The sequence below is a fragment of the Bradyrhizobium lablabi genome, assembly GCF_018129385.1.
In the GTDB taxonomy this organism is placed as follows: Bacteria; Pseudomonadota; Alphaproteobacteria; order Rhizobiales; family Xanthobacteraceae; genus Bradyrhizobium; species Bradyrhizobium lablabi_C.
This window is the reverse complement of record NZ_JAFCLN010000001.1, coordinates 377014-390328: the sequence shown is the minus strand read 5'-3', so window position 1 is coordinate 390328 and position 13315 is coordinate 377014. Positions and strand designations below refer to the sequence as shown.

Annotated in this window: 9 protein-coding genes; 7 read left to right on the top strand and 2 right to left on the bottom strand. The window is 62.8% G+C overall.

What is annotated here, in order from left to right; translation table 11 throughout:
- Positions 1–53: 53 nt before the first annotated feature.
- On the top strand, positions 54–632 hold the full coding sequence (locus JQ628_RS01825) for a D-sedoheptulose 7-phosphate isomerase (protein WP_249127403.1): 579 nt from the start codon (positions 54–56) through the stop codon (positions 630–632).
- Positions 629–1156, top strand: a complete 528-nt coding sequence (locus JQ628_RS01820; RefSeq protein ID WP_212218257.1) for an HAD family hydrolase — start codon at positions 629–631, stop codon at positions 1154–1156. The genes JQ628_RS01825 and JQ628_RS01820 overlap by 4 nt, the downstream gene beginning before the upstream one ends.
- Here JQ628_RS01820 and JQ628_RS01815 read toward each other — a convergent pair.
- Entirely contained in the window at positions 1138–2184 is a 1047-nt protein-coding gene (locus JQ628_RS01815; protein ID WP_433996093.1) for a glycosyltransferase family 4 protein, read from the bottom strand. The genes JQ628_RS01820 and JQ628_RS01815 overlap by 19 nt on opposite strands.
- A 130-nt stretch (positions 2185–2314) precedes the next feature.
- Here JQ628_RS01815 and galE point away from each other — a divergent pair, with 130 nt between their 5' ends.
- Complete coding sequence (gene galE / locus JQ628_RS01810) at positions 2315–3328, top strand: UDP-glucose 4-epimerase GalE (protein ID WP_212218254.1); 1014 nt, start codon at positions 2315–2317, stop codon at positions 3326–3328.
- 113 nt (positions 3329–3441) lie between these two features.
- A complete protein-coding gene (locus JQ628_RS01805; RefSeq protein WP_212218251.1) occupies positions 3442–5244 on the top strand; it encodes an ABC transporter ATP-binding protein in 1803 nt (600 codons plus the stop codon).
- A gap of 6 nt (positions 5245–5250) precedes the next feature.
- Here JQ628_RS01805 and JQ628_RS01800 read toward each other — a convergent pair whose 3' ends face one another.
- A complete protein-coding gene (locus JQ628_RS01800; protein ID WP_212218248.1) occupies positions 5251–6180 on the bottom strand; it encodes an aspartyl/asparaginyl beta-hydroxylase domain-containing protein in 930 nt (309 codons plus the stop codon).
- 233 nt (positions 6181–6413) lie between these two features.
- Between JQ628_RS01800 and JQ628_RS01795 the strand changes: the two genes are divergently transcribed.
- The 3 genes from JQ628_RS01795 to JQ628_RS01785 all read left to right on the top strand — a co-directional run bounded on the left by JQ628_RS01795 (position 6414) and on the right by JQ628_RS01785 (position 13281).
- Positions 6414–7115 carry a fumarylacetoacetate hydrolase family protein gene (locus JQ628_RS01795; RefSeq protein WP_212218245.1) on the top strand — a complete coding sequence of 234 codons (702 nt, stop codon included), beginning with the start codon at positions 6414–6416 and terminating at the stop codon, positions 7113–7115.
- A gap of 484 nt (positions 7116–7599) precedes the next feature.
- On the top strand, positions 7600–10209 hold the full coding sequence (locus tag JQ628_RS01790) for a M10 family metallopeptidase (RefSeq protein WP_212218242.1): 2610 nt from the start codon (positions 7600–7602) through the stop codon (positions 10207–10209).
- Positions 10210–10650: 441 nt separating this feature from the next.
- A complete protein-coding gene (locus JQ628_RS01785) occupies positions 10651–13281 on the top strand; it encodes a hypothetical protein (RefSeq protein ID WP_212218239.1) in 2631 nt (876 codons plus the stop codon).
- Positions 13282–13315 lie beyond the last annotated feature (34 nt).

The window sequence follows — 13315 nt, the reverse complement described above, 5'->3', positions numbered from 1 at the left end:
GCAGAGCCGCGGCGCGGTCACTACCAAGAACCGACCTGAGAACACGGTGTCACTTGAGCCAGGACTTGATCGCAGCCCATCTCAAACAATCGCTCACCGCGCTTGAGCGCGCGAATAGCGATGCGGCGATGCTGGCCGCGGCAGGAAAGATTGCAGACACCATTGTCGCAGCGCTGCGTGCCGGCAAGAAACTGCTGATCGTCGGCAATGGCGGCAGCGCGGCGGACGCCCAGCACATCGCTGCCGAGATCATCGGCCGCTACAAGCAGGATCGGCCGGGCTATGCCGCGATCGCGCTGACAACCGATACGTCTGCGCTGACGGCGATCACCAACGACTATGGTTTTGAGCGGGTGTTTTCCCGCCAGGTCGAGGGTCTCGGCCAGCGCGGCGACGTGCTGCTCGCAATCTCCACCTCCGGCCGCTCGCCGAACATCCTGGCGGCGCTGCGCACGGCGCGCGAGCTCGGCCTCGTCACCATCGGTTTTACCGGCACCAAGGGACAGACCATGGGCGCTGACTGCGATCATCTGCTGATCGCGCCCAGCGACGACACGCCGGTGATCCAGCAAATCCATCTCGCCGTCGCCCACGGCCTGTGCGAAGCGATCGAACGGGCGATGATGGCATGAGCGGCGCGGTCCAGCGCCCGGCGGCGTTTCTCGACCGCGACGGCGTCGTCAATCATGACGACGGCTATATGGGCACGCGCGAGCGCATCCGCTGGATGCCGAATGCGGCGAAGGCGATCCGACGACTCAACGACGCCGGCTATTTCGTTTTCTTCTTCACCAACCAGTCCGGCGTCGCCCGCGGTTTTTTCACCGAGGCCGAGCTCAACATCCTTCACGACTGGATGCGCGCCGAGCTTGCCGCGCAAGGCGCTGTCGTCGACGATGTCAGGTACTGCCCGCACCATCCGGAGGGAACGGTCGCGGGCTATCTCGAGGATCATCACTGGCGCAAGCCCGCACCCGGCATGATCCACGACCTGATGGAGCATTGGCCGGTGCGCCATGCCGGCAGCTTTGTGATCGGCGACCGCGCGAGCGACATCGAAGCCGGCCGGGCGGTGGGGCTGCCCGGCTTCCTGTTCGCCGGCGGCGACCTCGACGCGTTCGTCGCCGAGGTGATGGCTCAGACCAGCGTGCGGTAGACCGCGGCAATCTGCTGCGCTTCGGCATCGAGGCTATATCTTTCCAGCACACGCGCCCTCGCCCGCTCGCCCATGGCCGCAGCGGCCGCCGGATCGCGCATCAACGGCTCCAGCGCGGCGACCAGCGCATCGACATCGCCCGGCAGCGTCAGCACGCCGGTGACGCCGTCCTCGACCACAAGCTCAGCAGCCCCCGCGCGCGAAGCCACCAGCGCCGCGCCCGATGACATCGCCTCGATCAGCGTCAACCCAAATCCCTCGTTGCGCGATGTGAAGGCAAAGATCGTCAGCCGCCGATACCAGCGCTGCACTTCCTCGATCGGAAGCTCACCAGTAATCACGATGCGCGATTGCAGGCCGGCAGCCTCGATGCGCTTCTTCAGTTCGTTCGCAAAACCTTGCTGCTCCGGCACGATCGCACCCACCATGACGGCGGTGAAATCGGGATAGCGCGGCAGCAGGCGGCACATGGTCTCCACAAAGACGTCGCTGCCCTTTTGCGCGCGCACGCGCCCGAAACAGCCGATGGCGTAGCGTCCCGGCAGCGCAGCTTCGGCGAACGCCGCCGCGCGATCGGGAGGTGGAGCGTAGACGTCAGCATCGACGCCATGCATCACGACGGTCGCTTCACGTTTCAGAAACGATGCCGAGATGCTGCTGGTGGCGATGACGGCATCCATCTGCCGGATCAACCAGCGTGTCAGCCAGGTGTGATGGCGCTGTGCGGCCGAGGTGAACAGCAGCTTCAGCGGCCAGCCGAGCGCGCGCAGCAGCACCCCCGCGATCATCTCGTCATTGCGGCGCGCGTGCCAGATCAATGGCGCGCCGCGGCGCCACAGCTTCAGAAGATCGGCAAAGCTCATCTCCGGAATGCCGTCCGGCTTGTCGGGTCCGAGCCACGCCGCGCGAAACATCTTTGCCAGTCTTGGCGACACTGCGCGGTTGGTGGCGGTGACGCCCGAATAGCGCCGGTGCAGATTGGGCACGATCAGTTGCAGATCGGCGGCAGGATTGTTTTCGATCGGCACATCGGGCTCCGTTTCGCGCATCTGCTATACGCAACATTAAGCATAGTGACCAGTTCGTGGCGCACGAAACCCACTCTTCACCGCATCGAGGCTAGCATTGCCCCTCGCAAAACAAGGAGAGGCAAAGCTCATGACCGTGCTCGTCACCGGGGGCGCCGGCTATATCGGCAGCCACATGGTTCTGGCGCTGGCGGAAGCCGGCGAGAGCGTGGTCGTCATCGACAATCTCTCCACCGGCTTTTCCGCGATGCTGCCCGAGGGCGTGCCGCTGTTCATTGGCGATGCCGGCGACGAAAACCTCGTCGAGGGCGTGATCAGCCAGCACAAGGTCGAGAGCATCATCCATTTCGCCGGCTCGGTGGTGGTGCCGGAATCGATGCGCGATCCGCTCGGCTATTACCGCAACAACACCATGGTGACGCAGAGCCTGCTCCGGGCCGCCGTGAAGGGCGGCGTCAACCGCTTCATCTTCTCCTCGACCGCGGCCGTCTATGGCAATCCCGACCAGGTGCCGGTGCCGGAGACCGCGCCGACGCGGCCGCTGTCGCCCTATGGCGCATCGAAGCTGATGACCGAGATCATGCTGCACGATGTCGCCTCGGCGCACGGCATGAACTATGTCGTGCTGCGCTACTTCAACGTCGCCGGCGCCGATCCGGAGGCACGCATTGGCCTTGCCACCGTCGGCGCCACGCATCTGCTCAAGATCGCTGTCGAGGCCGCCACCGGCCAGCGCGCCAAGATCGACGTGTTCGGCACCGACTACCCGACGCCGGACGGGAGCTGCATCCGCGACTTCATCCATGTCAGCGATCTCGCCCAGGCGCATCGCGCTGCGCTGTCCTACCTGCGCGCCGGCGGCAGCTCGGTGACACTCAATTGCGGTTACGGCCGCGGCTATTCGGTGCTGGAAACAGTCGAGACGGTGAAGCGCATCGCAATGCGCAATATCCCGGTTCAATATGCGCCGCGCCGGCCCGGCGACGTCATGACCATGGTGGCCGATACCAGCCGCATCCGCGGCCTGCTCGACTGGACGCCGAAATACGACGACCTCGAAACCATTGCGACCCATGCGCTGGCCTGGGAAGAAAAGCTGTTCCGCGAGCGCGGCGGGCTTGCGCAGCAGGCGGAATCGGCCTGAAATCTGTTATCCCGCAAGCCCTTAATTGGGCTTGAAAAACCTTCGCTTCACAGGCAAGCAGGCATCCGACCCTGACGCGCGGCGCAATCGCCTGCGTCGTCCATGGAACGCGGATGGCCAATACTCCCAGGAAGATTACCGACGATCCCTATGGCGCGATGATCCTGATTCGCCGCCTGATCACCGAACAGGGGCTCGTCCACTGGCGCAGCTATCTGCGGGCCTTCGTGCTGATGGGCATTTCAGCCGGCGCAACCGCGGGCGCCGCCTATGTGCTCGGCCAGGTGATCAACCAGGCCTATGTCGACAGGAACGTCACCGGCATTGCGATCTTCTCCGGCGTCGTCGTCATCCTGCTGTTCATCAAGGGCGTGGCGACCTACGGCCACACCGTGATCCTATCGAAGATCAGCAACGCGATCCTCGCCAACAACCAGCGCCGGCTGTTCGCAAAGCTGATGAGCGAAAGCATCGGATTCTATTCCGAGCGGCACTCCTCCGAATTCCTGGCGCGGCTGACCGCGGGTGCAAAATCCATCACCGACGTGCTGACGTTGCTGGTCAACGCGGTCGGGCGCGACCTGTTGCTGCTGATCTCGATGATCGCCGTGATGGTGACGCAGGATCCGATCCTGTCGCTGATCGGCCTCGTGGTGGTGCCGCCGGCCATGCTGATGCTGCGCAAGCTGGTAAAACGCATCAAGGGCCTCGCCTATAACCAGTTCACCGGCACCGCCGACATCCTGGAGACGATGCAGGAATCGCTGCAAGGCATCCGCACTGTAAAGGCATTTACGCTGGAAGAAGCGATGCAGCGGCGCATCGACGAGAACATCGCCATCGTCGAGCGCAATTCCAACAAGATGACGCGCGTCGCCACCCGCTCGAACCCGCTGATGGAGATGCTCGGCGGTTTCGCGGTTGCAGGCTGCCTGCTCTACGGCGGCTACAGCGTGGTCGCACTCGGCGCCACGCCCGGCCAGTTCTTCTCCTTCATGACGGCCTTTCTGATGGCGACAGAGCCGGCTAAACGGCTGGCGCGCCTCAACATCGACCTGAACAGCCAACTCGTCGGCGCGCGAATGCTGCTGGAGGTGATCGACAACCCCGCGAGCGAACAGAAAGACGATGACAAGCCGGCGCTGAAGCTTTCGGAGTCGCGGATCGAATTCCGTAACGTCAGTTTTGCCTATCGCGACAACGAGCCGGTGCTGAACCGCATGAGCTTTATCGCCGAGCCCGGCAAGGTCACGGCGCTGGTCGGCCCCTCCGGCGGCGGCAAATCGACCGTGCTCGCGCTGCTGCTGCGCTTCTACGAGGTCAGGCAGGGCGAAGTCCTGATCGACGGCCAGTCGATCGCTGGCGTGTCGCGGCGGTCGCTGCGGCAGCAGACCGCCTATGTCGGCCAGGACGTCTACCTGTTCCGCGACACCATCCGCGCCAACATCGCCTTCGGCAGGCAAGGCGCCACCGAGGCGGAAATCGTCGAGGCCGCGAAGGCCGCCTGCGCGCACGACTTCATCATGGGCTTTCCGCTCGGCTACGATACGCCGGTCGGCGAGCACGGCACGCAGCTTTCCGGCGGCCAGCGCCAGCGCATCGCGGTGGCGCGCGCGCTGATCAAGGATGCGCCGATCATCCTGCTGGATGAAGCGACCGCGGCGCTGGATTCGGAGTCCGAATTGCAGGTGCAGGAAGCGATCGAGCACCTCTGCCGGAACCGCACCACCATCGTGATCGCGCACCGCCTGCATACGATCATGCATGCGGACACCATCATGGTGGTGGAAGCCGGCGAGATCGTCGAGCAGGGACGGCACGACGACCTCTTGCGCCGCGGCGGCCGCTACGCCTCGTTCTTCCGCCTGCAACAGCGGGACACGGCGACGCTGGCGCCGATCAGCGCCACCGCGTAGTCCGCATTACCTGAATGCGGACGCGACGATCAGGCCGATGATCAGGACGCCGATGCTGTATTTCAGCGTGTAATAGACCGTCCGGTTCCATTCCTTGATCTTGCGGCTGCCGAGGTGCAGCTCATAGAGCTTGCCGAACACCTTGTTGAGCACGCCGACATGCTCGCCTTCGACGTTCTGGGTGGCGGAGGCCTTGACGATGTGGTGGCTGACCCAACGGTTGATCGCGGTCATGAAGCCGTATTTCATGGGACGCTCGACGTCGCAGAACAGAATGATGCGGTTCACATCAGTCGTGTTCTCGGCCTTGTGGATGAACGTCTCGTCGAACATGAAGGCTTCGCCGTCGCGCCAGACGCATTCGACGCCGTCGACCAGGATGCGGCACTTGTTGGAATTGGGCGTGACGAGGCCAAGGTGGTAGCGCAGCGAGCCGGCAAAGGGATCGCGATGCGCGCCCAGCTTGCCGCCGGGCGGCAGCATGGCGAACATGGCGCCGTGCACGGTGGGGATCGAGTTCAAGAGCTCGACCGTCTTCGGACAGAGCTGGCGCGCCGAGGGAAGAAAGTCGTCGTACCATTTGAGGTAAAAGCGCTTCCAGCCGCTCTTGAAGAAGGAGTAGAAGCCCCAATCGTTGTTCTTCGCGGCGGCGCGGATAAAGCCCTCGTCGAACAGGCGGGCCGCCTCGTCGCGGATGGTCTCCCAATTGTCCTTCAATTTGTCGAGCTCGGGAAAGCGCTCGACCGGGATCACGGGCTCATTGGGGACCGCCGAGCCCGCATACATCAGGACGTTGTAGGGCGCGAGGTAGGTGGAGTGATCGCCGATCTGGCGGGCGAAGCGCAGGCGCTCACGCCCACGGAAATGCACATAGACGGCACATCCCACAAGTACATAGAGCACCACAAGCTGTGGTGCGAAAAGATGCTGCAACATGTTTCGTTCCCATCGACACGGCCAGCAATCTCCAGCCGTGAAATCCCGTGCGAATTTTCTCATGGTCCCGGGCTGGCTGCAAGGCGGGCCGGCCCCGGTGTCCGGTCAGTTCCTCGTGTACTGTCGGATGCCCCGCCGCAGGCCCGCGATATGCGCCAGGGCGGTCTGGCGCGGCCTTGCGCAATCGCGTAAAGCTGCCGTCGCATTTCCGCACCCACCTTCCGAGACCTTTCATGAACGCCAGCTCCTTCGTCATCGCCGCCCCGCCGCAAGCTTCGCTCCCGGTTGTCGGCGAGTCAGCCGCCTATCCGGTCCGCCGCATCTGGTGCGTCGGGCGCAACTATCTCGAGCACATCCGCGAGATGGGAAATGACGAGCGCGCGCCGCCGTTCTTCTTCGCCAAACACGCCGACATGCTGGTGCCGGACGGAGCCACCATCCCCTACCCGCCGCTGACAAAAGACCTGCATCACGAGGTCGAGCTGATCGTCGCGATGAAGAGCGGCGGCCTCAACATTCCCGCGGACAAGGCGCTCGATCATGTCTACGGCTATGCGGTCGGCATCGACCTGACCCGCCGCGACCTGCAACTCGCCTCGCGCAAGAAGGAGCGGCCGTGGGAGATCGGAAAGTCGTTCGACTATTCCGCGCCCTGCTCGGCGATCCAGCCGGCTGCGAAGATCGGCCACCCCAGCAAGGGCAAGATCTGGCTGACGGTGAACGGCAAGGAAACGCAAAAAGGCGACCTCACCGAACTGATCTGGAACGTGCCGGAAATCATCTGGCAGCTCTCGCAACAGGTAAAGCTCGCTGCCGGCGACATCATCATGACGGGAACGCCGGCCGGCGTCTCGCAGTTGCAGCCCGGCGACAAGATCGAATGCGGCGTCGACGGCGTCGGCACGCTGAAGGTCAATATCGGCAAGCCGGAATAACCGCCGCTCGTCAGATTCTGTCGAAGGCCAAAGCTCCGGGACAAACGCCCCGGAGCTTTTTTCTGATCTCGTGGCCCGCAAATTTACGGGGCTTTTCATGGTTGGTTAGCCATGCCCCAAGCGACGCCGGAAATAGCCCCAAACAGCCACAAAAAATTCCTAATAAATCCCCACCGGGCTGGCATTCCCACGTTCGGAAGCCATCGCCACGGTTTGCGTGGCCTGTAGTGGCGCTTCGGACGCCGCCTTACCTTCTTGCGTCATGGCGCAAGGGCGGCAAGCAGGACCTTGGGGCATCCCCGGGAGGAACTGACGAGGTGGCCGAAGCGGCTCACCTTGCATTCGAGCATCCGCCGTAAAGCTTTCTAAACGGAAAGCTATTCGTATTGGGCCTGCTGAATCGCGCCGATTCTCACGCGCCGGTTCCGGCGCCCGATATCGGAGATTTAGCGGTCACATGTGCGGCTTGTGCAGCAGGAATCAGTTGAGCACCGGACGCACCGGTTTGCCGGCATGCGACGATCCATCCGCCAACGCGCCGGACACCGCTGGTCAGCTTTTTGTCGATGATGGCGACGGCATCTTCCCGCTCGCTGCCGGCGACGGCGGCGGCAGCATCAGCGTGAGCGCGGCAAAGCCCGTGGCGAGCATTGCCCAGCTCGCCGACTATCTCGTGAACGGCTTCTGGGCGTACAACAGCGCGCTCTCGCATCACTGGTTTTCCAGCACCATCACCTACAACATCACCGGCCTGAACGCGGACGAGCAGTTCCTTGCGCGATCGGCGCTGGCTGCCTGGCACGACGTCGCCAACGTCAATTTCGTCGAGACGTCGGGCAGCGCGAACATCACGTTCACGCATAACGGCACCATGCAGGCGGTCACCAGCGCCAGCTGGTACGGCTCCGGAGCCATGGCGTCCGCGACGGTGAACATCAGCACCGATTGGGTCACCACCGACGGCGGTGCGCGCGACGGCAAGACCGGCATCGACAGTTACGCCTACCAGACCTACATCCACGAGATCGGCCACGCGCTCGGCCTGGGCCACCAGGGGCCGTACAATGGCAGCGCGAGCTATTCCACCAACGCGCTGTTCGCCAACGACACCTGGCAATATTCGATTATGTCGTATTTCTCCGAGCCGAATTACTCGGGGAGCAGCTATCGCTACGTCGTTACGCCGCAGATGGCCGACATCTACGCGGTGGCCGCCATGTATGGCGCCGCCACCACGACCCGGACCGGCGATACCGTCTACGGCTTCAACAGCAATGCCGGCGCGGTGTTCGGCTTCGCCAACTACACTTCGGCGCCGGCATTCACGATCTACGACAACGGCGGCAGTGACACGCTCGATTGCTCGCTCTATTCCAGCACCCAGCGGATCGACCTGCATGCCAGCGCGTTCTCGTCGGTTGGCGGGCTCGTCAACAATATCGGCATCGCGCTCAACGCCGCGATCGAGAAGGCGATCGGCGGCAGCGGCAATGACATGCTGATCGCCAGCGATCTGGGCTGTACCCTGATCGCCGGTGCGGGCGCCGACACGCTGACCGGCGGCGCAGGGATCGACCGCCTGGTCGGCGGCAGCGGTATCGACACCATGACCGGCGGCGGCGGTGCCGACAGTTTTGTGTTCGCTTTCGGGGACAGCTCGGCCTCCAGCAACCAGCACGACCGCATCACCGACTTCGTTGCCGGCACCGACCGCATCGATATCTCCGCAATCGACGCCATCGCCGGCACGGGAGCGCTGGACCTGTTCCGCTTCCTCGGCAGCGCCGCGTTCGACGGCGCCGCAGGCGCGCTCAACTATGTCTACAACAGCGCGCTCGGGGTCACGACGCTGCAAGGCGACACCAATGGCGACCGCGTCGCGGATTTTGCCATCGACCTTGTCGGCAACATCACGATTGCCCTCCGCGACCTGGTTGGGGCAACTCCCGCCGTCAATCACGCGCCGGTCGTCACGCTGCCGTCAGCCAATATGGCAGCGAGCGCGGGACAGGCGATCGCCGCTTCCAGTCTGTTCGGCGCGACCGATTCCGACGGCGACAGCCTGACCTACTACATCTACGATGCCAATCCGTCGGCCAGCAGCGGCCACTTTGCCTATAACGGCGTTGCGATCCCGTCGCAGACCGTTGTCGCATTGAGCGCCGCCGACCTGGCACACACCACGTTTGTCGCGGGAGCTGCCGGCACCTCCGATGAACTGCGTGTCATCGCATTCGACGGCCAGACCTACTCGAACGACAGCATTTTCACCTATCTGAACGTCAACGTCGCCGGGCCCAATCACGCACCGGTCATCACGTTGCCGACAGCAACTGTGACAGCCAGCGCCGGACAGACGATCGCAGCATCCAGCCTGTTCGGCGCCACGGATTCCGACGGCGACAGCCTGACCTACTACATCTACGATGCCAATTCGTCGGCCAGCAGCGGTCACTTCGCCTACAACGGCGTTGCGATGCCTTCGCAAGCGGTCATTGGATTGAGTGCGGCGCAACTGGCAAACACCACATTCGTGGCCGGAGCAGCCGGCACTTCCGATGAATTGCGTGTCATCGCCTTCGATGGCCAGACCTATTCCAATGACAGCATCTTCACCTATTTGAACGTCAACGTTGCCGGCACCAGCACCAATCATGCTCCCGTGATCACGCTAGCGTCGGCGAATGTCGCCACGACCGCCGGCCAGACCATCCTGGTTTCCAACCTGTTCAGCGCCACGGATGCCGACGGAGACAGCCTGAGCTATTACATCTACGATGCCAATTCGTCGGCCAACAGCGGCTACTTTGCCTATAACGGCGTTGCGATGCCGTCCCAAACAGTCATCGGATTGACTGCGGCGCAACTGGCAAACACCACATTCGTGGCCGGAGCGGCCGGCACTTCCGATGAATTGCGTGTCATCGCCTTCGATGGTCAGACCTATTCCAACAACAGCATCTTCACCTATCTGAACGTCAGTTCGTCGGCGCGCTCCCATTCCATTCCAGCCCCGGCCATGCCCGGCGAAGCCGGGCCTGACTATCTTGCAGAGCACGCCGCGCACGCAGCAGCCGGCCATTTCATCGTCTAAAGCATGATCCGGAAAAGTGTGAAGCGGTCTTCCGAAAAGATCATGCGCAAACAGCCGCCGGCTTAGCTCAATCGAATCGAAGGCCCCGGGAGGATTCCCGGGGGCTTTTTTTTTCGCGGCCGCACGTCCCGCAAAAATTACGGGGATTCACCCGCCGTTAGCCCTGGAGTGGTCGTTCGCACAGTTCGCGCCGGCATCCATAAACTTTCTCCCGCTTCAGGCCGAACTATCCAAATGTGACTGGAAGCCCGCCTTGAGCCGACATTTCGACCAAGTATACTGCCGGCAGTTCGCGCACGCGAGCCAACACCGGATACAGGCCCGCAACGTCAGTTTTCCGACTTGCCCGATCTCTTTCGCAATAGTGTCAGAAAGTCAGTGCCCCGCGACCGTGCAACCGCGACCGTGCAACCACGACCCGCGCCCTTCGAGGGGTGAAACGTGACCGTCACGCCAATCAACGGCATTCTCTCCCAGCAATTGCCAATCGCCGTCGTCGGAGGCGTCGGCACGACCGTGACGCTGTCGTCGATCCTGTCGGGCGCGTTCGGACCCAACTATGGCGGATATTCGAGTTTCACGATCGTCTATTTTAGTCCCGCTTATCTACAGGAGCAGAACTCGAGCTATTGGGATCCCGCCCATCCGAGCGTCAACCAGTATTTCGTGAACGGGGTCGATATCGGCGGCTCCACGACGGGCGATTTCCATCGGGTCACCTTGACGGCGGCGCAACTCGCGACCACCACGGTGGTTGTCGGCAACAACATGCTTCACAACCTCTATGTGACGGTTCCGGTCAACCCCGCGGGTTCTCCGGATGAATTTGTTCGATACGGAATCAATGTCGTCGCACCGTCGCTGCTGAGTCCAACCGCGGGAAACGGCGCGCCCACGCCGGCCGACATCGTGGCATCCGCCCAAAGATACGCCGCCGCCTATACCGGAGTCGTCAACCCTAACGATTGTCACGCCATCGCGGCCAACGTTGCGGCGGCAGCCGGGGCGACGCTTGATTACGACGTCACCAACTTCTATCAGAATCCGGCCCAAAACCAGAGCGCGGGATTCTGGCGCATCGCCTATCGCGGGTCCGATCCCAACCCGGCCGCCAACTGGCAATCGCTACTTCAGCCCGGCGACATCGTGCGTGTGGGCTGGACCGATGGCGGCAAGCACACCTTCACCGTGGTCAGCACTTCGAACGGCGTGCTCACGGTATTCGACAACTACACTGGCCAGGTCTCGACCCATGCGGCGAACTACGCCCCGTTGGTCATCCCCTCGTCGGTCACGATCTATCGGCTGTCCCCCGATCATCTGTATTTGATCAACGGGTCCAACAGCGGCGAAACTCTGGCCGGATCGACCTACAACGATCTGATCAGCGCTGGCCAGGGCAATGACACGATCGATGGTGGCCCCGGCACCGACACCGTGGTGTTTGCCGGAAACCGCTCGCCCTACACGATCACCGATCTCGGCAACGGCAGCATTCGCGTGGTCGGCCCCGACGGCACCGACACGCTGACGCGCGTGGAACGCCTGCAATTCGACGACCAGACGGTGACCGCGCTCAATCATTCGCCGACGGTCAGCCTGACGTCCGGCGCCACCGTCTCCGCCACGGCCGCGCAATTGATCGCCGTCTCCAGCCTGTTCAGCGCGACCGATTCCGACGGCGACAACCTGACCTATTACATCTACGACGGCAATTCCTCGGCCAGCAGCGGCCACTTCGCCTACAACGGCGTGGCGCTGCCGTCGCAGACGGCCGTGAAACTGACCGCAGCGGAACTGGCTCTCACCACATTCGTGGCCGGAGCTGCCGGCACTTCCGATGAATTGGGCGTCATCGTCTTCGATGGCCAGACCTATTCCAACAACAGCATCTTTACCTATCTGAACGTCAACGTTGCCGGCCCCAGCGTCAATCACGCCCCGGTCATCACGCTGCCGTCGGCAAATGTGGCAGCGAGCGCGGGACAGGTGATCGCCGCTTCCAGCCTGTTCAGCGCGACCGATTCCGACGGTGACAACCTCACCTATTACATCTACGACGGCAATTCCTCGGCCAGCAGTGGCCACTTCGCTTACAACGGCGTCGCGCTCCCGTCGCAGACAGTCGTGAAATTGACCGCAGCGGAACTGGCTCTCACCACATTCGTGGCCGGAGCAGCCGGCAGTTCCGATGAATTGGGCGTCATCGCCTTCGATGGCCAGACCTATTCAAACAGCAGCATCTTTACCTATCTGGACGTCAACGTTGCCGACCCCAGCGTCAATCACGCACCGGTCATCACGCTGCCGTCGGCGAATGTGGCGACGAGCGCGGGACAGGTGATCGCCGCCTCAAGTCTGTTCGGTGCAACCGATTCCGACGGCGACAGCCTGACCTACTACATCTACGATGCCAATTCGTCGGCCAGCAGCGGCCATTTTGCCTACAACGGGGTAGCGCTCCCGTCGCAGACGGTCGTCGGACTGACGACAGCGCAACTGGCCCTCACCACTTTCGTGGCCGGAACGGCCGGCAGTTCCGATGAGTTGCGCGTCATCGCCTTCGATGGCCAGACCTATTCCAACGACAGCATCTTCACTTATCTGAACGTCGGCGTGGCCGGCTCCAACACCAATCACGCGCCGGTCATCACGCTGCCATCGGCAAATGTTGCGGCAAACCCGGGACAGGTGATCGCTGCTTCCAGCCTGTTCGGCGCCTCCGATTCCGACGGCGACAGCCTGACCTACTACATCTACGATGCCAATTCGTCGGCCAGCAGCGGCCACTTTGCCTACAACGGCGTGGCGCTCCCGTCGCAGACGGTCGTCGGTCTGACGGCAGCGCAACTCGCACTCACCACATTCGTGGCCGGAGCGGCCGGCACCTCCGACGAATTGCGCGTCATCGCCTTCGATGGCCAGACTTATTCCAACAACAGCATCTTCACCTATTTGAATGTCAGTTCCTCGATCAATTCCACCCCGCTCGAAGGCGTTCATACCGTGGCAGTGCCTGACTATCTGGCAGAGCATGTCGCGCGCGCATCGGACGGCCATTTCATCGTCTAGCAACGGCATGCCCGGCCGGCATATCAAGACAAGA

Bases quoted from the DNA above. Each gene is read 5' to 3' on its own strand.
- JQ628_RS01820 (WP_212218257.1), top strand. From the start codon at position 629: ATGAGCGGCGCGGTCCAGCGCCCGGCGGCGTTTCTCGACCGCGACGGC.
- galE (WP_212218254.1), top strand. From the start codon at position 2,315: ATGACCGTGCTCGTCACCGGGGGCGCCGGCTATATCGGCAGCCACATG.
- JQ628_RS01805 (WP_212218251.1), top strand. From the start codon at position 3,442: ATGGCCAATACTCCCAGGAAGATTACCGACGATCCCTATGGCGCGATG.
- JQ628_RS01800 (WP_212218248.1), bottom strand. From the start codon at position 6,180: ATGTTGCAGCATCTTTTCGCACCACAGCTTGTGGTGCTCTATGTACTT.
- JQ628_RS01795 (WP_212218245.1), top strand. From the start codon at position 6,414: ATGAACGCCAGCTCCTTCGTCATCGCCGCCCCGCCGCAAGCTTCGCTC.